General features: G+C 66.9%; 23 protein-coding genes and 1 pseudogene. 4 read left to right on the top strand and 20 right to left on the bottom strand.

All coding sequences use genetic code 11. From position 1 onward, the window contains the following. Positions 1-49 precede the first annotated feature (49 nt). From BDO18943_RS14825 to BDO18943_RS14800, 6 genes are all read right to left on the bottom strand, one after another. Positions 50-1,141 (bottom strand): hemin-degrading factor, encoded by a 1,092-nt coding sequence (locus BDO18943_RS14825; RefSeq protein WP_175022950.1) that lies wholly within the window; start codon positions 1,139-1,141, stop codon positions 50-52. 49 nt (positions 1,142-1,190) lie between these two features. Further along, positions 1,191-3,458 (bottom strand): TonB-dependent hemoglobin/transferrin/lactoferrin family receptor, encoded by a 2,268-nt coding sequence (locus BDO18943_RS14820; RefSeq protein ID WP_175022948.1) that lies wholly within the window; start codon positions 3,456-3,458, stop codon positions 1,191-1,193. Positions 3,459-3,696: 238 nt separating this feature from the next. Continuing rightward, positions 3,697-3,924 carry a hypothetical protein gene (locus tag BDO18943_RS14815; protein ID WP_043181024.1) on the bottom strand — a complete coding sequence of 76 codons (228 nt, stop codon included), beginning with the start codon at positions 3,922-3,924 and terminating at the stop codon, positions 3,697-3,699. A gap of 214 nt (positions 3,925-4,138) precedes the next feature. Next, entirely contained in the window at positions 4,139-4,522 is a 384-nt protein-coding gene (locus tag BDO18943_RS14810) for a DUF6232 family protein (RefSeq protein ID WP_175022946.1), read from the bottom strand. A 124-nt stretch (positions 4,523-4,646) separates the two neighbouring features. Next, entirely contained in the window at positions 4,647-4,907 is a 261-nt protein-coding gene (locus BDO18943_RS14805) for a DUF2866 domain-containing protein (RefSeq protein ID WP_011353838.1), read from the bottom strand. Between the two features lie 207 nt (positions 4,908-5,114). Beyond that, on the bottom strand, positions 5,115-6,272 hold the full coding sequence (locus BDO18943_RS14800; protein WP_043181019.1) for a porin: 1,158 nt from the start codon (positions 6,270-6,272) through the stop codon (positions 5,115-5,117). A gap of 308 nt (positions 6,273-6,580) precedes the next feature. Here BDO18943_RS14800 and BDO18943_RS14795 point away from each other — a divergent pair, with 308 nt between their 5' ends. Further along, positions 6,581-7,387, top strand: coding sequence for a MetQ/NlpA family ABC transporter substrate-binding protein (locus BDO18943_RS14795; protein WP_175022944.1), 807 nt, complete (start codon positions 6,581-6,583; stop codon positions 7,385-7,387). A gap of 137 nt (positions 7,388-7,524) precedes the next feature. On the opposite strand, the gene BDO18943_RS14790 is transcribed toward BDO18943_RS14795, so the two are convergent. The 4 genes from BDO18943_RS14790 to BDO18943_RS14775 form a co-directional block, all read right to left on the bottom strand. Continuing rightward, entirely contained in the window at positions 7,525-8,640 is a 1,116-nt protein-coding gene (locus tag BDO18943_RS14790) for a succinylglutamate desuccinylase/aspartoacylase family protein (protein ID WP_043181014.1), read from the bottom strand. A 223-nt stretch (positions 8,641-8,863) separates the two neighbouring features. Next, on the bottom strand, positions 8,864-9,646 hold the full coding sequence (locus BDO18943_RS14785; protein ID WP_043181012.1) for an ABC transporter substrate-binding protein: 783 nt from the start codon (positions 9,644-9,646) through the stop codon (positions 8,864-8,866). A gap of 226 nt (positions 9,647-9,872) precedes the next feature. Further along, complete coding sequence (locus BDO18943_RS14780; RefSeq protein WP_043181011.1) at positions 9,873-10,793, bottom strand: LysR substrate-binding domain-containing protein; 921 nt, start codon at positions 10,791-10,793, stop codon at positions 9,873-9,875. Positions 10,794-10,941: 148 nt separating this feature from the next. After that, entirely contained in the window at positions 10,942-11,889 is a 948-nt protein-coding gene (locus BDO18943_RS14775) for a GlxA family transcriptional regulator (protein WP_175022942.1), read from the bottom strand. 106 nt (positions 11,890-11,995) lie between these two features. Here BDO18943_RS14775 and BDO18943_RS14770 point away from each other — a divergent pair, with 106 nt between their 5' ends. Together BDO18943_RS14770 and BDO18943_RS14765 are read left to right on the top strand one after the other, a co-directional pair. After that, on the top strand, positions 11,996-12,304 hold the full coding sequence (locus BDO18943_RS14770; RefSeq protein ID WP_175022941.1) for a DUF3817 domain-containing protein: 309 nt from the start codon (positions 11,996-11,998) through the stop codon (positions 12,302-12,304). Then, positions 12,301-12,702, top strand: coding sequence for a CopD family protein (locus BDO18943_RS14765; RefSeq protein ID WP_175022940.1), 402 nt, complete (start codon positions 12,301-12,303; stop codon positions 12,700-12,702). The genes BDO18943_RS14770 and BDO18943_RS14765 overlap by 4 nt, the downstream gene beginning before the upstream one ends. A 46-nt stretch (positions 12,703-12,748) precedes the next feature. Here BDO18943_RS14765 and BDO18943_RS14760 read toward each other — a convergent pair whose 3' ends face one another. The 10 genes and pseudogenes from BDO18943_RS14760 to BDO18943_RS14715 form a co-directional block, all read right to left on the bottom strand. Next, positions 12,749-13,342, bottom strand: a complete 594-nt coding sequence (locus tag BDO18943_RS14760) for a hypothetical protein (protein WP_175022938.1) — start codon at positions 13,340-13,342, stop codon at positions 12,749-12,751. 213 nt (positions 13,343-13,555) lie between these two features. Next, complete coding sequence (locus tag BDO18943_RS14755) at positions 13,556-14,944, bottom strand: NCS2 family permease (protein ID WP_175022936.1); 1,389 nt, start codon at positions 14,942-14,944, stop codon at positions 13,556-13,558. Between the two features lie 541 nt (positions 14,945-15,485). After that, positions 15,486-15,827: pseudogene (locus tag BDO18943_RS14750) on the bottom strand (TetR/AcrR family transcriptional regulator); the annotation flags it as partial. An 80-nt stretch (positions 15,828-15,907) separates the two neighbouring features. Next, positions 15,908-16,426, bottom strand: coding sequence for a DUF3455 domain-containing protein (locus BDO18943_RS14745; RefSeq protein ID WP_175022932.1), 519 nt, complete (start codon positions 16,424-16,426; stop codon positions 15,908-15,910). A 137-nt stretch (positions 16,427-16,563) separates the two neighbouring features. Then, positions 16,564-17,526 (bottom strand): cyclase family protein, encoded by a 963-nt coding sequence (locus tag BDO18943_RS14740; RefSeq protein WP_175022930.1) that lies wholly within the window; start codon positions 17,524-17,526, stop codon positions 16,564-16,566. A 20-nt stretch (positions 17,527-17,546) separates the two neighbouring features. After that, positions 17,547-18,662, bottom strand: a complete 1,116-nt coding sequence (locus BDO18943_RS14735; RefSeq protein WP_175022928.1) for an alkene reductase — start codon at positions 18,660-18,662, stop codon at positions 17,547-17,549. A gap of 63 nt (positions 18,663-18,725) precedes the next feature. After that, the gene (gene dkgB / locus BDO18943_RS14730; RefSeq protein WP_175022926.1) at positions 18,726-19,532 is read right to left on the bottom strand and encodes a 2,5-didehydrogluconate reductase DkgB; all 807 of its coding nucleotides are present in this window, start codon (positions 19,530-19,532) and stop codon (positions 18,726-18,728) included. 151 nt (positions 19,533-19,683) lie between these two features. Beyond that, positions 19,684-20,634: an LLM class oxidoreductase gene (locus BDO18943_RS14725; protein ID WP_175022924.1), complete on the bottom strand. Its 951-nt coding sequence runs from the start codon at positions 20,632-20,634 to the stop codon at positions 19,684-19,686. 12 nt (positions 20,635-20,646) lie between these two features. After that, on the bottom strand, positions 20,647-20,970 hold the full coding sequence (locus BDO18943_RS14720; protein WP_175022922.1) for a MoaF-related domain-containing protein: 324 nt from the start codon (positions 20,968-20,970) through the stop codon (positions 20,647-20,649). A 29-nt stretch (positions 20,971-20,999) separates the two neighbouring features. Then, the gene (locus BDO18943_RS14715; protein ID WP_175022920.1) at positions 21,000-22,202 is read right to left on the bottom strand and encodes an MFS transporter; all 1,203 of its coding nucleotides are present in this window, start codon (positions 22,200-22,202) and stop codon (positions 21,000-21,002) included. Between the two features lie 109 nt (positions 22,203-22,311). Between BDO18943_RS14715 and BDO18943_RS14710 the strand changes: the two genes are divergently transcribed. Continuing rightward, positions 22,312-23,250, top strand: a complete 939-nt coding sequence (locus BDO18943_RS14710; RefSeq protein WP_175022918.1) for a LysR family transcriptional regulator — start codon at positions 22,312-22,314, stop codon at positions 23,248-23,250. Positions 23,251-23,295: the final 45 nt, after the last annotated feature.

Raw genomic sequence — 23,295 nt, 5'->3', positions numbered from 1 at the left:
GCCGCGCCGGCCAGCACCGCGCGGCGGCGCGGATCGAACGGTCGCGCGCTCACCGCGCGTCCCCACGTGCCGCGGTCGGCAGCGTTGCGACGAGCGCGCGCCAGTCGTCGCGCTCGACCTTGCCGGGCTTGCGCTCGCCGAACAGCAGCGCGACGTGGTCGCCCTGCCGGTCGAACAGCTCGAGCGACGTGACGATGCCGTCACTGGTCGGCTTCTTCACGACCCACGCGGCGGCGATCAGATCCTCGCGCACGTGCAGGTTGAAGCCCGGGTCGAGTACGTTGATCCATGCGCCGACCTCGCGCACGTTCGCGACGGGGCCCGTATGGATCTGGATCATCCCGGCGTTGCCGACGAATACCATGATCGGCTGGCCGCTTAGTGCTGCCTGCTGGAGCACGTGACGCAGCGCGTGCGTGGTTTCGACCGGATACGCGTATTGCGGATCGGCGAGGCGCAGCGCCTGCATGCGGCTCACGCCGAAGCGCTGCGTGATGCCGAAGAACTGGTGCGTGTCGGTCATCGCGTCCCAAGCGGCGCGGAAGCCCGCGACGTCGATCTCGGTGTCGGCGCGCTCGGGCGTTTTCGGCGTGGCGGGCACGACCTCGAGGCCGGGCTCCTGCGACGCTGCGCGCCAGCGTTCGACGAACGCGTCGTACGCGGCATGATCACTGTGCGCACGCAGGTAGACCTTGTGGATCGCATGGCCCTGCGCGTCGAAGAATTGCAGGCTCTTCAGCGGGCCATGCGCGGTCTCGTCGCGCACCGCGAACGCCGATACCCAGTGACGATAGAAGATGCGCAGATCGATATCGCCGAGCGCGAGGCCGACGGGGCCGTCGTGGCTCATCTGCGCATACTCGCCGTCCTTTTCGTGGACGGCCGTGTCGTTGCGCGTGAGTGCCATCACGCGGCCGAGGCGCGGCATTTCCTCGAACATCGCCGGAAAGCGCGCGTCGAGCCGCACGACGTGTTCGCCGACGAACGCGGCGAGCGCTTCGCCTTCGCTGACGCCGAGCGCCTGCGCGACGTCGCGGTTGCGCAACTGGCGCTCGGTCTTGAGCTTGATGAACGCGTCGCGCAGCGCGGCGGCCGCGCGGGCCGGCGTGGCGGGTTGACCGGGAAGGGCGGATTGCATCATGTCGGACTCCTTCAAGTAACGGTTGGGGTGGCAGCGCGGGCGGCGCGCATCAGAAATCCACTTTCATGCTGACGGCGACCGTGCGACCGGGCGACGTATACGCATCGAGCACCTGCGAATCGGCGGCGATGCCGCGCACGTCCGACCAGTTCCAGTACTTGCGGTCGAACAGGTTGCGGATGCCGATCGTCGCGCTCACGTGCTTGTTGAAGCGGTAGCCGCCGCGCAGGTCGACGACGAACGACGACGGCGGCGAGAAGCAGGTCTTGTTCGAGCAGTCGGACTTGTCGATGTCCTTGTCGCGTTTCGCGGCCTGGAACAGCAGGTCGGTCTGCACGTACCAGCGTTCGGTCGGCTCGTAGCGCACGCCGAACACGGCCGAGAACGGGTTGACGGTGTTCAGCGGCTGGCTGGCCGCGCCGTCGTTTTGCGTCGAGCCCTTCGTGAACGCCATTGCCGTCTTCAGCGTGATGCCGTTCGGCATCACCCATTCGGCGCGGCCTTCGAGGCCGTGAATGCGCGCGTCGGCGAAGTTCACGTACTGGAACACGAACGGGTCGGCCGGCCGGCCGCTGCCGGCGATCGTCGTGCGCGAGATGAAGTTGCGGTAGCGGCCCGTGAACGCGGCCGCGCTGTAGCGCACGACGCCGTAGCCGGTGCCGGCCTTGCCGCGCAGGCCTGCTTCGAACGTGTCGCTCGTCTCGGGCTTCAGGTTCGGATTGCCGATCGACGTGTAGCCGTACACCGGGTTCGAGAAGCTGCTGTTCACCTGGTCGGGCGTCGGCGCGCGGAAGCCGTGCGCGTACTGCACGTACGGAATGACCGCGGGCGTGATCTCGTAGAGCACGGCGACACGCGGCGACAGTTCGTTCGCGCTCGTCGATACGGCCTTGCCGGTGAACAGCGGATCGTTCTCGGTCGGGCTCAGCCGGTACGTGTCGAAGCGCAGGCCTGGCGTGACGAGCAGGCGGCCGTAGCCGATCTGGTCCTGCACGAACGCGCCGAACAGCGTGTAGTCGGTGTCGGGGAACGCCTTGTTCGGGAATGCTTCGCCGACGCCCGGCACCGTGCCGTCGCGCATGTTCGTCACGCGCGACAGGCTGCCGTCGACGCCATACAGCAGCTTGTGCGCGAACGGGCCGGTCGCGAAGCCGCTCTCGGCGAACGCGGAGCCGCCGAACGTGCGCTCCTTGTACTGGTTGTCGCGCGAGCGCGAAGCCGCCCGGCCGCGCGTCTCGAACGCGTACTGGTCCTGCTTCGCGTCCTGGTAGTAGAACTGCACGTGCGCGGTCTGGAACCAGCGGAACGCATCGTCGCGGAAATCGTAGTCGACGCTGAAGCGGTTGCGTTCGAGCCGGTCGTAGGTCGTGAGGCCGAGCGTGGTCGGCGGGCTGATCGCCGACAGCACGTCGGTGCTCACGCGGCGCTGCACCGTTTCGGCGGTCAACTTGATCGTGTCGCGCGTGGTGGGTGTCAGCACGAGCTTGCCGAGCAGCGATTCCGAATAGGCGTCCTGCGGATTCGACGTGGTGCGCAGCGTGCTCGCCGAGTTGTTGCCGCCGCGCGTGTCGACCTCGTGGCCGCGCCGGCCGTCGGCGATGATCATCCCCTGCACGCGATCGTTGCCGCCCGCGGCCGACACGGTCGCGCCGATGCTGCGGTCGGCCGAGTCGTAGCTCGGCCGGAACGAGAAGTAGTAGGGCTTGTGGTAGATCGACAGCAGGTCGCGCGGATCCTTCGTGATGAAGTTCACCGCACCGGTCAGGCCGTCGCTGCCGTACAGCGCCGAGGCCGGCCCGCGCAGGATCTCGATGCGCTTGAGCGTGTCGAGGTCGGCGTAGTCGCCGCGCCCCGCTTCGAGCGGGCCAAATGAAAACGCGTTCGGCAGGCGGATGCCGTCCTCCATCAGCAGCACGCGATTGCCTTCGAGGCCGCGGATGTTGATGCTCGAATCGCCGTCGCGGCCGCCGCCGAGCGCGGCGCTGCCGGGCCGGTACGCGGTGCGGCGCACCGTGATGCCCGGCTCGTAGCGTAGCGCGTCCTTGATGTTGGTGGCCTGCTGTTCTTCCAGATCCTCGTCGGTGATCACCGAGACGGACGCCGCCGTGCGGCTCACGGCCGTGGCGGTGCGGTTGGCCGTGACGGTCACGGGGTCGAGCAGCGCCCCGTCGCCGCGCGTGGACGCGGCGATGAGGACGGTGGAAGGCGGGGTGGCGCCTTGCGGCGACGAATCGGCGTGAGCCGGGGCGGCGGACAGGCCGAACGCGCCGAACAGCGCGGCACAGATCGGCCGCCGCGCCAGCGTATAGCAATGCACAGGTGGTCTCCCATTGACGAAAACAAGCCCGAAGGCTGGCTGGGTGACGCGTTCACCTGGCTGGCCCGCCCGCGCACGGAAGGCGGCGAGCGGCGAATTGAAAGGCAACTGATAACTCTACCAGTGTAAATGAGAATTATTATCAATACAAGAAAGCAAAGCGGCTCGTGTGGGTGAGCGCTCACCTGCGCGGCTCGGGCGAGCCGCGGCGGGAAATTCGGGAGAAACGCGGGCCTGACTAGGCCAGCGCTTCGATGCGGATCAGCAAGTTGCGCGCATGCGTGATGAACGCGTCGTGCGTTGCGCGATCGCCGTGGCCGTCGAAGCCGGCCTGTTCGGCGAACACGATCTGTTCGGTGTAGAGGTCGACGAGCGCACGGCGTGCGTCAGGGGGAAGCGCGCGGATCATCGACACGATCAGCAGTTCCTGCGCGCGAAGCGTGCCGGACAGCGTCTGGACGTTCATGCTGGCCTCCTCGGACGATGCGGCGGCGAGCCGCTCTTTCCATACTAGGCGGTCGGCGTGTGCAGTGCAGGCGCGGTGTGGGCGAGGCGGTGGGCAGAACGCGGTTCGACGGGGTAATCGACTGCGCCGTTGCACGACGCGAAACGCGCCGCGCGCGGCCGGGCGCCGTGAATCGAAGCGTGCAGGGATTAAGCGTCCAGGGATGCGAACGGAATCAACTGGCCGACTTCGCGGCCTGCGCATCGCGCACGACCTTGGCGACGCGTTCGACGAACGCGGCATCGACGCTCGACAGCGCTTCGCGCTTGCCGTCGGGCATCTCGACCATCAGGCGATACGTGACGTCCTGCGTGGCCCACGCGAGATAGCCGACGACCGCGAGCATCACGCCGATGACGAGCCCGGCGCTCGATCCGGCGATGCCGCCTGCGACGGCGACGGCCGCGCCGATCAGCGAGATCAGCGACGGCACGAGGCGGTTCTTCGGAATCTTGACGACATCGACCTGGCGGATGTCACGTAGTGCGAATACCTGCCCGGCAGCCGACAGGCCGTTGCGCGTGATCGTCACGCCGCGTTCGTTGAATGCGTTTTCCATCGTGTGTTGCGTGGACGAAAACGCGCAGCGTAGCAGGTTTCGTTGCGGCATCAAACGAGACCGACTGCCGCACGATGCGTGCGGCGTGGCCGAAAGACGGGAAGCGGGTGGAACAGGAAGGGGTTCAGAACTGCAGCCGGCCGTCGCCGTAAAGCCGGCCCGGCACGTGCGAGGCGACGACCTCGGCGATCTCTTCGTCGGTCGATTCGGCCGGCACGATCTGGCGCCGCGCGGGCGCGTCGAGATGCATCGTCCATTCGACGAGGCGATACGGCCGGCCCCACGGGCGCTGCATTTCGACCGATACGCGGCAGCTCTGGACCGGCATCGAGTGTTGGCACGTCAGAATCGCGTGCAGATGGCTGAAAACGGTATCTTCGATCATCATGGCCTCCGATCCTGTCTTGTGGGCAATCGATGGCGGCGCCGTCGGCGGTTCAAAAAAAAAGCCGCCGATGCTCAGGCGGCCAACAGGGGGGGTGAGAGCATCCTCTCAGCCCAGAATTAAGCGAAACTTAAAAGCACATAAAAAAGCGCCCCGCGTGGAGCGGGGCGCTTCTTGCCGTCGTGATCCGCGAGTTAAGCGGATGCTTTAGAACTTGTGACGGATACCGATACGTGCGGCGATCTGGTTCTTCGAACCCGTGCCCGACGTGTTGAAGTAGCTCGTGCTCGAGCCGATCTGCGCTTGCACGCCCTTGCCCGATGCCTGCTGGTACACGACCAGGCCGTACACGTCCGTACGCTTGCTGAGTGCGTAGTCGGCGATACCGTTGACCTGGTTCCAGTGCCACGAGTTGCCGTTCTGCGTTGCGTTCGTGTACGTGTAGCCGAGGCCAGCCGACAGAGCCGGCGTGAAGGCGTACTTGCCGCCTGCTTCGTATGCGTTGTAGAACGTGCCGCCCGCGCCCGAAACGGTCGAGAACTGCGTACGCGTCCACAGCAGCCATGCCGTTGCCGGGCCCCAGACGTAGCGGCCGCCCACACCGTAGGTGCGCAGGTCGCGGACGTTACCCGTGCTGATGTTCGCGATCGTCGTCGAGAACGACGGCGTCGACTGGCTCGGGAAGCGGATGTCCGTGTACGCGGCGCCGACCGAGACCGGGCCGTTCGCGTAGTTCAGGCCGAAGCTGTATGCGCGCGACGAGCCTGCCGTCGTCGTCGTGCCCGACGTCGTCGCGGCTGCGCCTGCGAAGTCCGTCGAGTTCGAGAAGCCGTACAACGCGCCGAACGTGAAGCCCGAGTAGTTCGCGCTCTGGAACTTCACGGCGTTGTTGATGCGGCTCGACGTGAGCTGGTCGATGTCGTTCACGTGGTAAGCGTAGTTACCGCCGACCGTGTTGCCGCCCGTCGAGTAGTTCGAGCCGAGGACGTCGGTCGAGAACGAGTACTGGCGACCGAACGTGACCGTGCCGTATTGCGACTGGCTCAGGCCGACGTAAGCTTGACGACCGAAGATCGCGCCACCCTGGCCGATCGTGCCGTTGCCGCTGTTGAAGCCGTTTTCGAGCACGAAGATCGCCTTCAGGCCGCCACCGAGGTCTTCGGTGCCGCGCAGGCCCCAACGGCTGCCTTGGGCAACGCCGTCGTCATACTTGAACAGCTTGCCCGTGCCACCATTGGCGGTCTTGCTGTGGTTCACGTAGCTGATACCGGCATCGATAACGCCGTACAGGGTCACGCTGCTTTGTGCGTGCGCCGTGCCGGCCGTTGCTGCCAGGACGGCGATGGTCAACAGTTTCTTGTTCAAAGGAATCTCCGAGCGAATAAATGGCGTGTCCAGTTGCGGTTCCGGCGCTCTCTATGGGCGCTTTCACGTACCGGCGGCAACTTTATCGAGGGGCCACGTAATGAATATGACAGCGGCTGTCATATGAAGAATCTGTGGCGTCGATGCGACACTGAATTCTGCCTGCTTGTATAGTCGGTGGTTATACCGATTCAGACTGAGATTCGATCGGAATCAGGAATATGCACATGAAATAAGCTTGGTTGGTGGCGTTCCGGCCCCATGCCACGATCCGTGTTCCAACAAACGACACGGGACAAGAGGACACCATGCGACGTTCATTCCTGACCGGCCTGGGCGCACTCGCCGCCGCGCTGGCATTCGCGGCGCCCGGCGCGCACGCCGACCCGCAAACCCTGAAAATCGGCACGATGAGCGGCCCCGACGCACAGATCTGGACCGAGGTGACGAAGGTCGCCGCGCGCGAAGGCCTCGCGATCAAGGTCATCGAATTCAACGACTACGTGCAGCCGAACGCGGCGCTCGATGCCGGCGATCTCGACGCGAACGGCTTCCAGCACCAGCCGTTCCTCGACAGCCAGATCAAGCAGCGCGGCTACAAGATCGTCAACGTCGGGCTCACCTACACGGCGCCGATGGGCTTCTATTCGAAGAAGCTCAAATCGCTCAAGGACTTGCCGGTGGGCGCGAAGGTCGGGATCCAGAACGATCCGTCGAACGGCAACCGCGCGCTGCTGCTGCTGCAGAAATACGGCGTGATCAAGCTGAAGGCGGGTGCCGGCACCAACGGCGTGAACGCGACGCCGCTCGACGTCGCCGAGAATCCGAAGAAGGTCAAGATCGTCGAACTCGACGCCGCGCAACTGCCGCGCGCGCTGCCCGATCTCGATGTCGCGTCGATCAACACCGACTACGCGGTGAAGGCCGGGCTCACGCCGGTGAAGGATGCGATCGCGATCGAGGATCTGCGCGGGCCGTATGCGAACCTGATCGCGGTGCGCGCGCAGGACAAGGACAAGCCGTGGGTGAAGAAGCTCGTCGCGGCCTATGAATCGGACGACGTGCGCAAGTTCATCGACCAGAAGTTCGGCGGCGCGATCGTGCCGGCGTTCTGAACGGTTTCATACGACGGCACGCCGGATTGCCGGATCTCGACGGTCCGGAAAGCAAATCGCCCGCGCAAGCGGGCGATTTCGTTGGTGCGTGCGGGTAAGCGCGCCGCGCGCCGTGACCCGGCGCGCGGGCCGGCCGCTCAGGCCGACAGCAGCGAACCGGTGCGGATGGCCGTGGCGCCGGCGATGCGCGCGACTTCCATGCCGGCCGTCGCGAAGCGCACGATCTGGCGCGCGTACAGCACGCCCGACACGCTGCTCTTCAGCGTGACGACGCGATCGGTCAGCGGATCGACGATGTCGGCCACGGCCTCGCCGGCCTCGATCATCACACCCACCGGCGTGCGGAACACGATCACGCCCGACACCGGCGCGACGAGCGGATCGGTGCCCGCGAGCGGCGTGGCCGGATGCGCGAGCGGCGGCAGCGGCGCCGGCTTGCCGTCGACGACACCGCGCTCCGTCAGGTATTCGACGATCGCCTGCGCGTCCTTTTCGGCGAACTCGTACGACACGTCGCGCTCGCTGCGCAGTTCGATCGTGACGGAAATCGCGCCGTTCGGGATGGGGAAGCGGTCGCCGAAGCGGTTGCGCAGATCCGACCAGCAGAAGCTGTGGATCTCGTCGAACGGGTTGCCGACCGAATTCAGCGCGAGCAGCGACGCCTGCGCGTCGAGATAGCGCGACAGCGGCTCGACGTCGGGCCACAGATCCGGGTTCGTGTAGAGGTGCATCACCGCGTCGCTGTCGCAGTGCAAGTCGAGCACGATATCGGCGTCGAACGACAGCTTCTGCAGCGCGAGGCGTTGCGAGTCGAGCTCGGTGCGCGGCTGCTGCTCGTCGAGCGCCTCGCGCATCGCGGCGCGCACGGCGACGAGGTTGTGCTGCGCGTCGTTCGTGAGGCGGTGTTCGACGCGCGGCAGCACGAGCGCCGCGAGATCGTAGAAATTGCGGTTGAAGTTCTGCATCGAGCCGAGTTCGAAGCGGCCGAGGTGATCGCCGAACACGTGTTGCGACAGGCCGATCGGGTTCGGCACGGGCACGATGACGACTTCGCCGCGCAGCTTGCCGGCCGTCTCGAGCGCGGCAATCTTGCGGCGCAGCAGCGTGGCGACCAGCATGCCGGGCAGTTCGTCCGCGTGCAGCGACGACTGGATATAGACCTTCTTGCCGCCGCGCGGGCCGTAGTGAAAGCTCGTGATCTGGCGTTCGGTACCGACGGCGGGGGAAATCAGCGGATGGGTCTGCGTTTGCATGATGGGGAGTGCGGCGCAGCCGCGAATGATCCGGTGTGCGTGGAAGATCGATTGTACGTTGCCCCCTCGCCGCCATCAAACCGGCGCCAGAACCCGTCGATTTTCGTTGAGAATCATCAGGTTGGTGCAGAAAAAATAACGCTGCCGGCGCCGCGCGCGCAAAAAAAACGGGCTCCTCGCGGAGCCCGTTTGCGTCGCAGCGAAGCGTGCGATTGCAGGCGAATTACTTGCCGTAGACGTCGAAATCGAAGTACTTCTTCGCGATCTTCGCGTACGTGCCGTCCTTGCGCATGCCGGCGATCGCGCCGTCGATCTTCGCCTTCAGGTCGGTGTCTTCCTTGCGCAGGCCAATGCCGGCGCCTTCGCCGAGCGTCTTCGGATCGTCGAGATCCTTGCCGGCGAAATCGAAGTTCGCACCGCGCGGGGTCTTCAGGAAGCCGATGTCAGCCTGCACCGCGTCCTGCAGCGCGCCGTCCAGACGGCCGGAGATCAGGTCGGCGTAGACCTGGTCCTGGTTCTGGTAAGGCACGACGTTCACGCCCTTCGAGGCCCAGTACGTCTTCGCATAGGTTTCCTGAATCGTGCCCTGCTCGACGCCGACCGACTTGCCCTTCAGCGATTCGGCCGTCGGCATCAGGCCGGCGCCCTTCTTCGTGACGAGGCGCGTCGGCGTGTTGAACAGCTTCGCCGAGAAGGCGATCTGTTCCTGACGCGCCGGCGTCATCGACATCGACGACAGCACGCCGTCGAACTTGCGGGCCTTCAGCGCCGGAATCATCCCGTCGAAGTCGTTTTCGATCCACACGCACTTCGCGTTCATGCGGCGGCAGATTTCGTTGCCGAGATCGACGTCGAACCCGACCACTTTGCCGTCAGCGCCTTTCGATTCGAAAGGCGGGTAGCTTGCGTCGACGCCGAACCGCACGGTCGACCAGTCCTTCGCGTACGCGCCGCCAGCCGATACGGCGAGCAGGGCGACGGTCACAGCCGCAAGAATCTTTTTCACTCGGTGACTCCTCGTTTTGTTCGATGGGTGCGCGGTTGTGCCGCGCCGTAAGCCTTCGGCCTGGCGCGGCTTCGCGTCAGGCTGTCCGTTTCGCCCACCCGATGCGGGCGCGCGACGTGCGCAAGATTATCAAGACAAAATACCGGCAGGGCGCCTAGGACAAGCCCCGATACCGGGCCCGGCGGCGGCGCGTTGGATGCGCCGCCGTTTCAGACACAGGAACGATTCAGCCGAGCGTTTCGTTGACCGCGCGCTGCAGACACGTGACGAATTGCGAGACAGCGGGCGTGGGCAGCAGGTCGCGCCGCGCGATGATCGACAGGTCGAAGCGCGGCATGCTTTCGTCGAGGTCGGCCGTGCGGATGCCGAGCGGCGCGACCATTGTGGCGAGCGGGCGCGTGAAGCAGCCGATCACGTCCGAGCGTGCGACGAGCCCGAGTGTCACCGCGAACGACATCGGCGATCGCAGCAGGCGCTTCGGCAGCGGCAGCCCGCGCGCCTCGAACATCCCGACCATCACGCTGTGCGGAAACTGCTCGGCGCCGACCGTGACGATCCACTCGGCATCGAGCAATTCCTCTAACCGGCGCGCGTGCGCCAGCGGGTGGCCTTCGCGCATCACGACGGTGAATTCGGTCGACAGCAGCGGCGATTGCGTGAAATCGCGATCGAGCGCAGGCACGTGGTGCATCGCAGCGATGTCGAGCGTGCCATTGCGCAACTGCGCGAGCGCGTCGGGCACCGTCACTTCCTCGAGATGCAGGTTCACGTTCGGCATCGACTGGCGGAATGCCGTCACCGCGCGCGGCAGCGCGGTCAGCGCGATCGACGGCATCGTGCCGACCGCGACGCGTCCCGACATTTCTCCCTTCACCTGCTCGACGGCTTCGACCGTGCGGCGGATATCGCCGAGCAGTTGCTCGGCGCGCGGCAGCAGCGCATGGCCGCATGCGGTCAGCTCGACGCCGCGTACGCTGCGTGCGAGCAGCTCCGCGTTGAGCGCCGTTTCAAGCTCGCGGATCGTATGCGTGATCGCGGGCTGCGTGACGCCGAGCTCGCGCGCGGCCGCGCGCAGGCTCTTGTGATGCGCGGCGGAGACGAACGCTTGCAGCTGCGCGAGGTTCAGGGGGTTGCGGATGCGGGTCATCGATCGGGTCCGGTTGGCGCGATGCTGTGGCGGGCGACTTTATCTGACGGAATTCGGTAGCGATCCTGACGGTTGCGTATGCATGGCTTTACGCTGACGGAGCGAGGCATCGCGAGCCGGGGCGCGGTGGGTATCGACAAGATGATCATCACGCGCCGGTTCGCGCGCGGAACGCCTGACGATACCGCTGCGGCGACGTGCCGACGACGCGCGCGAAGCGCTCGCGAAACGCGGTGACCGAACCGAAGCCGGCCTCCGTCGCGACATGCTCGATCGACAGCTCCGTGACCTCCAGCAACTGCTGCGCATGTCTGACGCGCGCGGTCTGCAGCCATTGCCGCGGCGACGTGCCCGTCTGCTCCTGGAAGCGCCGCGTCAGCGTGCGCACGCTCGTCGACGCCTTGCGGGCCATCGCGTCGAGCGTGAGCGGCTTGCGCAGGTTGGCCTGCAGCCAGTCCATCAGGCTTTGCAGACCGTCGGCGCCGCTCGGCCATTCCGGCGCGATGAACTGCGCCTGCCCGCCTTCGCGGACGCGCGGGGCCACCGCGCAGCGCGCGGCGTCGACCGCGACCGCCGCACCGTAGTCGGCCTGGATCAGGTGCAGGCACAGATCGAGGCCGGCCGCCGCGCCGGCCGACGTCAGGATCTGCCCGTTGTCGACGAACAGCACGTTCGGATCGACCGTCACGCGTGGATAGCGGCGCGCGAGTTCGGCGGCCGCGAGCCAGTGCGTGGTCGCGCGCAGGCCGTCGAGCAGCCCGGCTTCCGCGAGCACGAACGCGCCGCTGCAGATCGACGCGATCCGGCAACCGCGCGCGGCTGCCGCGCGCAGTGCCGCGATCACGTGACGCGACGTGGGCGCGAGCGGCACGGACGTGCCGGGAACGACGATCGTGTCGGCATCGGCGAGCGCGTCGAGACGAAACGGGGGGCGCAGGTCGAATAGGTCGCCCGCGACACGCGCATGCTCGCTGCACACGCGGACGCGGTATGGCTGCGCGACGGTGGGCGAACGCACGCGTGCGAACGTGTCGCACGCGATGCCCAGATCGAACGGGACGACCTCGGGCAGGGCGAGCACGGCGACCGTATGCATGGCGTTCGGGGGCTTGGCCAGAATCCGTTTAAAGATGTCATTTTAGCCAATGGCCCGAAGCGGCACCATACGCGACAATCGTCGCGGACCAACCTGGAGGCTGTCAATGCAACAAGACGATCGCAATGCGCTGCGGAACCTGCAATATCTGTCGTTGCTGGAGGCGACCACGCTCGTGGTGCTGGTGTGCGTCGCCGTGCCGCTCAAGCACCTGGCCGGCTATCCGGCCGCGGTATCGATCATGGGCCCGGTGCACGGCATCGCGTTCGCGATGTACGTGTGGGCGGTCGTCGGCACCGCGTCGAGCGGGCTGTGGAGCAAGGCCGAAGTCGCGCGGCTCGTGCTGGCGGCCGTCGTGCCGTTCGCCGGCCTGACGAGTGCCGGATGGATTGCGCGCAGGAGGCATGCGCAATGATCTATCTGTGGCTCAAGGCCGTTCATGTCGTTGCCATGGTCACGTTCGTCGGCGGCCTGCTGCTGCTGTCCGTCGGCGTGCGCATCGCCAACCTCGCCGTGCATCGCGCGGTGCGGCGCTGGGACCGCACGGTGACGGCGCCCGCGCTCGCGCTCGTGTGGATCGCGGGGATCGCGCTGGCGCTGAACGGTCACTGGTTCGGCGCGGCGTGGCTGTCGGTGAAGCTCGTGGTGGTCGTCGCGCTGTCGGCGCTGCACGGGATCCTGGCCGGCACGCTGCGGCGCATGGAACGCGACGATCTCGTCGTCGTGCCGGCGCCGTGGCTCGGGCAGGCGGCGGGTGCGGTCGTGGCCGCGACGGCGATCGTCGTCGGGCTGGTCGTGATCAAGCCGTTCTGATGCGCAGGCCGGCGCGCGCCGGCCATCGGCAGAGGCGGGATAGTTTCTACGTCAGCGCCATCTCCACCGCCGCCAGCGTGCGACGCCGAATCCAGCCGCTCGCCATCCGGATCGCGAGCCAGTACGGCATGAACAGCAGCCGCGTGCGTGCGGTCGGGCAATGCACGAAGGTTTCGGTGCGCAGCATGTGCGCGCCCGACGCGAGCCCGACGACCTCGAAGCGCAGCACCAGCTTTGCGTCGCGCGGGTCGTCGTGCCGCACGAACGCCGCCGCGTCGGCGATCTTCAGCACGCCGAGGTCCGGACGCCAGAAGCGGCCGATCAGGCCGAACGACAGCGACGTTTCGTCGCGATGCAGCGGTGTGAATGCTTGGAGGCCGAAGCGTTCGCGTTCGACTCGCGGGGTGCCGTGGCGCAGCGACGCGACAACGGCTGCCGGGAATTCACGGACGTTGAGCAGTGCGTCGACGACCGGATCCGTGCGCATGTCGAGCGCGGCGACCGTGTCGATGATGCGTGCCGGCGCAGCATCGATCGGCTTCGATTCGTGCACTTCGTGGAAGCCGAACGACGGGATGAACGGCGGCTTGTGCGCCGACATCCGGGTGCTCGATTCGGAGACGATGCCGAGCGTGTTCATGGGGGCTCCTGAAGGCAAAGCACGATCGTAGCATCGGGGGCGGATTCACGCCGCGCCGTTTCCGCGATGCGCGCCGTACGGCGCCGCCTCAACAAAAAAAGCCTGGAAACTTGCGTTCCCAGGCCTGGAGACCATCAACGATGATGGTGGAGGAGACGATGTCGTCCCGATGCGCGCCGTCCTTCTGCCGGCGACGTCGCGCACGTTTCGCGGTCAGATCGCCCAGCCGCCGAGATAGAACGTGACGAGCACGGCCGCGATGAGCACGGTGCCGACGTTGAGCTTGCGGAATTCGCCGCTGGCGATGCGGCCGATCACGAGCGTCGAGAAGCCGAGCATGATGCCCGTCACGATGTTCGCGGTCAGCACGATGAACACCGCGCAGACGAGGCCGGACATCGCGTCGACCATGTCGTCCATGTGCAGCTTGCTCACGCTGCCGAGCATCAGCAGGCCGACGTACATCAGCGCCGGTGCCGTGGCGTACGACGGCACGAGGCCCGCGAGCGGCGAGAAGAACATCACGACGAGGAACAGCAGGCCGACCACGGCGGCCGCGAGGCCCGTCTTCGCGCCGGCGGCCACGCCGACGCTCGACTCGATGTAGGCTGCCGCCGGCGCGCCGCCGAGGAAGCCGGAGAAGATCGAGCTGAGCGAATCGGCGGTCAGCGCACGGCCGCCGTTGATGATGCGGCCGTTCTCGTCGAGCTGGCCGGCCTGGCCCGCGACCGCGCGGATCGTGCCGGTCGCGTCGAACACGGCCGTCATCACCAGCGCCAGCACGCTCGGCAGCACGGCCATCGACAGCGCGCCCTTGATGTCCATCGCGCCGATCAGCGACGCATGGCCCGGTGCGCTCAGCGACGGCAGCGCGAAGATGCCGTGGTACTTCACGCTCGGATCGAAGATCAGGCCGAAGATCGAGATCGCGATCACGACGAGCAGGATGCCGCCCGGCACGCGACGCTTTTCGAGGCCGAAGATCGCGGCGAGGCCGATGACCGACATGATGACCGGGAGCGCGGTGATCTGGCCGAGCGAGACCGGCAGGCCGGCGCCCGGGTTCTTGATCACGAGGCCGACGTCGTTCGATGCGATCAGCAGCAGGAACAGGCCGATGCCGATCCCGGTGCCGTGCGCGACGCCCGCGGGCAGGTTGCGCAGGATCCACGAACGCACGCCGGTGACCGAGATGCCGGTGAACACGAGGCCCATCAGGAACACGGCGCCGAGCGCGACCGTCGGCGACAGCCCCTTGCCGAGCACGAGGCCGAACGCGGTGAACGCGGTCAGCGAGATCGCGCAGCCGATCGCGATCGGCAGCTTGGCCCACAGGCCCATCAGCAGCGAACCGAACGCGGTGGTCAGGCAGACCGCGACGAACACCGCACTCGTGTCGAAGCCGGCCTTGCCGAACATGCCGGGCACGACGAACACGGAATAGACCATCGCGAGGAAGGTCGTGACGCCGGCAATGATCTCGCGGCGCTGTGTGCTGCCGCGCGACGAAATGCCGAAGTACCGGTCGATGACTCCCTTGGTGCCAAAGTCAGTTTCTGTCGCGCCGACGTCGACCGTCGGCTGCACCGGGGTATCACTCATGAGCTTGCTCCTTTATCAGCATGCTGAAACGGCCCGTAGCGAACCGTCGTCAGGGTGTCTCGTATCTATCTAGTTGGGATTTGTCGGCAACGTCGCGGGGACGAATGACGCGTGATGCGTGTCGTTACGTGCGAATCGAAACGATCGCGAGGGTGTCGCGTCGGACGACGCGTGGTGTGGTCGACCCCGTCACGTGTGCTTTGCCGTAGCGAAGGTTAGGCGAGCCGCCCATCACGTCCCATCGGGGGAAGAGCATGCAGCGCATGTCGCAGCGCTTATATCGGCGTGCAACGGGGCTTCGTTGCGACGACACGCGTGTATACGCCTAGTTTGAATCCGTTAAGGCGACTATTTGAATGCGGGGGCGGCGGGCAGGACAGGAGCGGGTGAGGCATTGAATCTTACAAATCTATTTCATTGAAACTGCGCACACGCATGACGGTGGCGGCGTGCGACGCGATGCGCGGTCGCGCGCAAGCGGCACCCGGATGATACCGGTGCCGCGCGCGGCTTGCGCTCGCGCGTTCTGGCCCTCGTTGGGTCAATCGCGCGTGAGATGCGCGAGGTACGCGCAGAACATGTCGGCCATCGCGGTCGAATAGGCGTCGATTTCCGCCGGCGTGCGCGCGGTTTCGGAGAACACCTTGCCGCCCGACGTGAGCGTCGTGATGATCAGTTCGCAAGCGAGCGCATGCGTGGTGTCGGACACGTCGGGCAGCGCTTCGCGCATGAACGCGCCGAACGCCCGGTTGCCCTCGGCCCGCGCTTCCTGCGCCTCGGGGGCGTCGCGATGGAGGAGCGCCGCGTCGTCGAGCGCGATGCGCATGCTCGCCTCGTCGCATTCCGACCGGATGAACGCAGGCACGGCCGCGCGCAGCCGCTCATTAAGGATAGGATAGCTGAGTAAATGGGCGCGTGGCGGAAAGAACCGGGTGATGCCCGGTGCCGTCGACGCCGTGCATGTCACTTCAGGAACACATAGCGCGCGAAGTACGGGAAGCGACCGGTTGCATGCTCGGTCGCGCACGTCGCGGCCGGCGGCGTGCCGCCCGCCGTGTCGAGCCGCTGCACGAAGCGCACGCCGGCGAGCGTGCCGGTTGCGACCGGCGTCACCGCGAGCAGCAGTTGGGGAACGCTGGCCGGGTTTGCGCTCGGCGCTTCCGCGAGCTTCTTGCCGGTGATGCGGCTGCCGTCGAGCGCTTCCCACGACGGCCCTGCGCCGTGCCGGACGACGAGTGTGCCGCCGGCATCGAACAGCAGCGCTTCGGGGTGCTGGAAGGTCCACGCGAGCCGGTGTTCGGCATCGTATTCGCACGCGTAGACCTGCAAGCCGCTCGCGGTGGTCGACAGCACCGGCGTGGCCGGCTCGGGCGGCGCGAGACCGGCCGCGTCGTCGGCATGCGCGGGCGCGGTGAACGCCGCGAGGGAAAGACCGGCCGCAAGGGCCAGCAGCATGTCGCGTGTCGGGGAGCGGCTTGGCATGGGGGGCGTCCTTTCAGGTCGGGTGACGGTCGTGTGAAGTCGATCCTGTCAACACTAGACGCCGATTGCGCGGGCCGCAACTCGGAAATGACAATCGCGGCGATAGCGGCCGCGATTGTCGGGGCGCGGATGCGCGATCAGCGGATCGCGACCGGGTTGATGTTGACCTGCGTGGAGCCGACGTACAGCGGCTGGCCGAGCACGAACAGGAATTCCCACGCCTTGTCGCGCACCAGCGCGCGGCTGTCGATCAGCTCCAGGTTGTAGATGCCGCGCTTCGCGAGCATGTACTGGTTGATCGGGAATTCGTCCTGCGTGTGCGGATTCGGATAGACCTCCGACGCCCACGTGTCGCCGCCGAACGCGACGATCCCCTGGTCGGCCAGCCACTTCGCTGCTTCCATGCCGATGCCGGGCTCGACTTCGAGGAACTGCTTGTTGTCCTTGCCGATCAGCTCCAGCCAGCCGGTGTTGAACAGCACGACGTCGCCCTTGCGCAGCGTCAGCCCCTGCTTCTTCAGCACGGCCTGGATGTCGGCGACCGTGAACTCGGTGCCGCCCGGCACGATCGGCTTGCCGTAGTAAGCGGTCATGTCGAGTACAACGCCGCGCGTGACGATCGGCGGCACCTTTTCGACGCCGAGCTTCTTCACGCCGTCGACGGTCACGAAATCGGCTGCCTGATTGCCGTTGTAGTACACGTTGTCGATGCCGATATGGCCGATTCCGTTCAACTGCGTGCCGACGCCGGTCCACGCGTTGACGAGCTCGTCGTTGAACGTGAACTTGTTCGGGCCGAGGCTCTTGCCGGCCTGCTGGCCGACCTGCACGTTGTACAGGCGGAAGCTGCGGTGGCGGAACGCCGGCAGGTTCTTGTCCACCGGCACGGCCAGCGGATAGGTCTTGCCAGCCTTCACGAGGCCGACTGCCTGCTTGATGACGTCGGGCGTCAGCAGGTTGGCCGCGCCGATTTCGTCGTTCGCGCCATAGACGGACGGATACCAGTCGGCCGCCGGTGCGGACGGGGCGGCGTGGGCCGCCTGTGCGGCCGCGAACGGCAGGATCGCGGCGAGCGCGAGCCGCGCGAGTGTGGCTTTCATTGCGGATTCCTCTCGAATGCTTACGCCGCGGCTTGCGCGAGCGTCGGATAGTCGGTCAGGCCCTGGGCGCCGCCGCCGAACAGCGTGTTGCGGTCGTGCGGCGCGAGCGCGGCGCCGGTGCGCAGGCGTTCGGGCAGGTCGGGGTTCGCGACGAACGGGCGGCCGAAAGCGACGAGGTCGGCCCAGCCGGCGGCGATCGCTTCGCGGGCGCGCTCGGCGGTGTACGCGCCGGCGTAGATCAGTACGCCCGGGTACGCGGCGCGCAGTTGCTGCTTGAACGCGACCGGCATCAGCGGCGCGTCGTCCCAGTCGGCTTCCGCGATGTGCAGGTAGCCGACGCCGAGTTCGCCGAGCAGCTTCGCGGCGGCGAGATAGGTCGTTTCCGGATCGTCGTCGACACAACCGTTCAGCGTGGTCAACGGCGCGAGGCGGATGCCGACGCGCGATGCGTCACCGGTGCCGTCGATCAGCGCCTGCGCGACTTCGCGCAGGAAGCGCAGCCGGTTTTCCAGCGAGCCGCCGTAGATGTCCGTGCGCGTGTTCGCGTTCGAATCGATGAACTGGTTCACGAGGTAGCCGTTCGCGCCGTGCAGTTCGACGCCGTCGAAGCCGGCTTCGATCGCGTGGCGCGCGGCGGCGCGGTACTGGTCGACGATCTCGCGGATCTCGTCGATCGACAGCGCGCGCGGCTCGGAGGCCTGCACGAAACCCGGCGTGCTGCCGTCCTCACCGGCGACGAACACGTTCACGCCCTTCGCCTGGATCGGCGACGACGACACGGGTTGCTGGCCGCCGAGCAGGCTCGTGTGGCTCAGCCGGCCGACGTGCCACAGCTGCGCGAAGATGCGGCCGTGCGCGGCATGCACGGCGTCCGTCACCTTGCGCCAGCCGGCGACCTGCGACGGCGTGTGAATGCCGGGCGTCCATGCGTAGCCCTTGCCGAGCGGCGCGATGTAGGTGCCTTCGCTGACGATCAGGCCGGCACTCGCGCGCTGCGCGTAATACGCGGCCATCAGTTCGTTGGCCTCGTCGCCGGGCTGGCTCGCGCGCGAACGCGTCATCGGCGGCATCACGATGCGGTTCGGCAGCGTCAGCGCGCCGAACTGCAGCGGTTGAAAAAGCGGGTCCTGGGTCATGGTGTGTCCTGTCGGTGCCGCGGCCGGCTGGCCGCGGACGGGTCGATTACGGGGGCGGGGGGCTTAGTCCCACTTCGGCGCGAGGCCGGCCGGGTCGACTTCGCGGCCGTTGCGCTCGAGCGCGGCGATTTGCGCCATGTCTTCGTCGGTCAGGCGCAGCGTCTGTGCGAGCAGGTTGCTTGCAAGGTTTTCGCGCTTCGTCGACGACGGGATCACCGAGTAGCCGAGCTGCAGTGCCCAGGCGAGTGCGACTTGTGCGGGCGTCGCGTTGTGACGCTGCGCGATCGCGCCGATCACCGGGTCGCCGAGCACCTTGCCGTACGCGAGCGTCATGTACGACGTCACGTGGATGCCTTCGGCGTTCAGGAACTCGACCAGCTTGCGGTTCTGCAGGTACGGGCTCAGTTCGATCTGGTTCGTCGCGATCGCCTCCTTGCCGACGGCCGCGATCGCTTCCTTCGTCAGTTCGATGTTGAAGTTCGAGATACCGATCTGGCGCGTGAGGCCCTTTGCCTTCGCTTCGGCGAGGGCGGTCATGAACGCCTGGATCGACACGCCGTTGCCCGGGGCCGGCCAGTGGATCAGCGTCAGGTCGACATAGTCGGTACGCAGCTTGCGCAGGCTTTCTTCGAGGCTCGCGACCAGCTTTTCCGGTGCGTAGTTGTCGACCCAGATCTTCGTGGTCAGGAACAGGTCTTCACGACGCACGCCCGATGCGGCGATCGCTTCGCCGACTTCGGCTTCGTTGCCGTAGATCTGCGCGGTGTCGATCGCGCGGTAGCCGACTTCGAGGCCGTTGCGGACCGAGTCGATGACAACCTGGCCTTGCAGGCGGAACGTACCGAGGCCGAATGCGGGAATCTTGCTCATCATGTGCTCCTGGGAGAGGTGGAACGGTTGTGGTATGGGAGTCATTCTGGCGCTTGAGACTGATGAAATAAACGCCTTTAGAGGTCAATAATATTTGATTTAAAATCAAATATAGGTCGTGCCGCGAGCCCGCCGAAGGCCGTTGCCGGCCTTATGCAGCGTGCGTTTGCGCGTTCGTCTTCGGATGGAATTCGGGCAGCACGTCCGACGCGATCTCGGCCATCGTCTCGTCGAGCGGGCGGCGGTTGCGGCGGAAATGCAGGCCGATGTGCCGCACGCCCGCGTCGCGCATCGCCGCGAGTTCTTCCGTCAGCGCCAGGCGGCCCGCACGGGCGCCGAAGCGGTGCCGCTGCAGCGGTTCGTGCGGATCTTCCGCGAGGTCGAGGTGGATGAAGCTCACGTACGGCTTGTCGCCGGCCACTGCGCGCCAGTTCGCGGCGCGCTGCGCGTGGTCGGCCGGCGTGCCCGGATACGCGAGGCAGCCGTCCATGTGCTCGCCGATCCACGCGGGCGTCTGCTGTGCGAGACCCGCGACGAGCAGCGGCACCGGCGAACGGGCGGCTGGCAGCACTTCGAGGCCGGGCGGCAGGTGGCCGCGCGCGCCGTCGCGCAGCAGTTCGATCTGGTCGCGGAAATTCGCGCCGCGCGACGCGAAATCGCGGCCGAAGAGCGGATATTCGACCGGCCGGTCGCCGCTCGCGACGCCCAGCATCAGGCGCCCGCCGCTCAGCTCCTGGATCGTCGCGGCCGATTTCAGCGTCAGCAGCGGCTCGCGCAGCGGCAGTACGACGGCGGCCGTGCCGAGCAGGATGTCGTTCGTGATGCCGGCGAGGTAGCCGAGATACGAGAACGTTTCGAACACCTGCGCGGCGTCGCCGAACGACGGGTCGTACACCGGCACGTCGCGCACCCAGAGCGCGCGAAAGCCGAGTGTGTCGGCCAGTTGCGCGAGCTCCGCGTGGATCTCCAGGTCGGGCACGCCGGGGCGGCGGCCCTGATGCTGGCGCTTCGCGTCGCCGGCCGGCGACCAGTCGTTGTCGAGCGGCAGTTCGATGCCGACGCTGAAGCCGCCGTCGGCGAGTGTGTCGAGTGAAGTGGACATGTCGGGTTCCGTTCAGACCGCGCGCAGGCTGCCTTCGAGGCGATAGAAATCGAGCGACGACGCGGTGAAGAACGAGCGCGACGTACCGGCGGCGAAATCGTCGATGTGCACGACCGTCGCACGGTCGGCTTCCTGCCACGAGATCGCGTAGGTCTCGCCGGCGACGGGCTGCCACGTGTATTCGACTTCACCCTTCGCGCCCGCGTACGGGCCTTCGGTGATCTCGTAGCGCATGTGGAGGCCATCCTCGTCGTACGCGTTGAGTGCGGTGAGGCCGTCGTAACGGACTTCGAAAGTCTTGCCGGCGAACGGCGGACGTTGGGTCGATGCGTTCATGCTGGTGAGCTCCTGCAAAAAAGTGACGTTCAATGGGCGAGTTCGACGGGTTCGGCCGTGCGTTCCGGCAGCCCGTGGCGGCGGTCGAGACGGCCGCTCAGTGCGGTGAGCGCGAACGCGCCCAGCGTGACGACGGCAGCGATCCACGGCGTGTGGCCGAGGCCCACGTTCGCGACGATCAGGCCGCCGAGCGACGAGCCGCCGGCCACGCCGAGGTTGAAGGCGGCGATGTTGAAGCCCGACGCGACGTCGGTGGCGTCCGGCGCGAAGTGGCGCGCCTGCTTGACGACGTACACCTGCAGCCCCGGCACGTTGCCGAACGCGACGGCACCCCAGGCGAGCATCGTCAGCACCGCGAGCCATTTCACGTGGATCGTGAAGGTCAGCGCGAGCAGCACGATCGCGAGCAGCAGGAAGATCCGCTTGAGTGCCTTCACCGGGCCGACGGCATCCGCGAGCTTGCCGCCCCACACGTTGCCGAACGCGACCGACACGCCGTAGCCGACGAGCACGAGGCTGACCTGCGACGGCGTGAAGCCGGCGATCTGTTCGAGCAGCGGCGCCATGTACGTGAACGCGATCAGCGAACCGCCGTAGCCGACGGCCGTCATCGCGAAGACGAGCAGCAGGCGCGGCTGGGCCAGCACGCGCAACTGGCGGGCAAGCGGTGCCGGCGGCGTCTGCGGCAGCCCGCGCGGCACGAAGGCCACTGCGCCGATGAAGGCGACGAGGCCGAACAGCGCGACGATCAGGAACGTCGCGCGCCAGCCGAAGTGCTGGCCGATGAAGGTGCCGAGCGGAATCCCGGCGACGAATGCGACGGTCATCCCGCTGAACATCGTCGCGATCGCGCTGGCGGCCTTGTCCTTCGGCACGAGCGTGGTCGCGATGATCGAGCCGACCGAGAAGAACACGCCGTGCGCGAGGCCGGTGAGGACGCGCGCGACGATCAGCGATTCGTAGCTCGGCGCTTGCCACGCGACGAGGTTGCCGACGGTGAACAGCGCCATCAGCCCGGCGAGCAGCGTCTTGCGCGGCACGCGGCCGGTGAGCGCGGTGAGCAGCGGCGCGCCGATCGCGACGCTCAGCGCATAGAGGCTGACGAGCAGGCCGGCGGACGGCAGGCTGACGCCGAGATCGGCGCCGATCGTCGGGATCAGCCCGACGATCACGAATTCGGTGGTGCCGATGGCAAAGGCGCTGATGGTCAGCGCAAGCAGGGCGAGTGGCATGATGGGATCCAGGTTCCAGTCAGGATGGATCGCAGTGTGCCGGCTTTACTTTTGCGGAAAAACTGGTCTATAAACCAAATTGTTTTGATTTCAAATCAATAGTGCCGCCATGAAGATCACGCTCGACGAACTCCAGGCCTTTACCGCCGTGGTCGATTCCGGTTCGATCACGGCTGCCGCGCAGCAGCTCGACCTCACGGTGTCCGCGGCGAGCCGCACACTCGGGCGGCTCGAGGAGAAGCTGAAGACCACGCTGCTGCGCCGGACCACGCGCCGGCTCGAACTGACCGAGGAAGGGCGCGCGTTCCTGCAGGACGCGCGCGCGATCATCGAATCGGTCGAGACGGCGGAGGAGCAGATGCTCGCGCGACGCGAAATGCCGTCGGGGCGGCTGCGTATCGATGCGGCGACGCCGTTCATGCTGCATGTGATCGTGCCGCTCGTGCGCGGCTATCGCGAACGCTTCCCGAAGGTCGAGCTGGAGCTGAACAGCAACGAGGGCATCATCGACCTGCTGGAGCGGCGCACCGATGTCGCGATCCGGATCGGCCGGTTGAAGGATTCGACGCTGCACAGCCGGCGCATCGGCAACAGCCGGCTGCGCATCCTGGCGAGCCCCGCGTATCTCGACGCGCACGGCCAGCCGCGCAAGGCCGAGGATCTCGACAAGCACACGCTGCTCGGTTTCACGCAGCCCGAATCGCTGAACGTGTGGCCGATCCTCGGCACCGACGGCGAAGCGTGCCGCATCGAGCCGGACGTCTGTTCGTCGAGCGGCGAGACGCTGCGGCAGCTCGGGCTGGAGGGCGCGGGCGTCGTCTGCCTGTCGGATTTCATGACCGCGCAGGATCGCGAAGCGGGCCGGCTCGTGCAGGTGCTCGCGCGCCAGACGCTCGAGGTCGAGCAGCCGATCCATGCGGTGTACTACCGCAATACCGCGATCTCGTCGCGGATCGCGTCGTTCGTCGACTACATGATCGAGGTGCTGGGCGGCGGCAGCAGCGACGCGCCGGCGCGTCGCAAGGCCGTGTGGATGGAGCCGCTGTAGCAGCGGGCTCGCGGGGAAGACGGGGCGGGCACAGCCCCAGGGGAT

Source organism: Burkholderia aenigmatica (assembly GCF_902499175.1).
GTDB classification, from domain to species: Bacteria; Pseudomonadota; Gammaproteobacteria; order Burkholderiales; family Burkholderiaceae; genus Burkholderia; species Burkholderia aenigmatica.
This window is presented reverse-complemented; position numbering and strand designations above follow the sequence as displayed.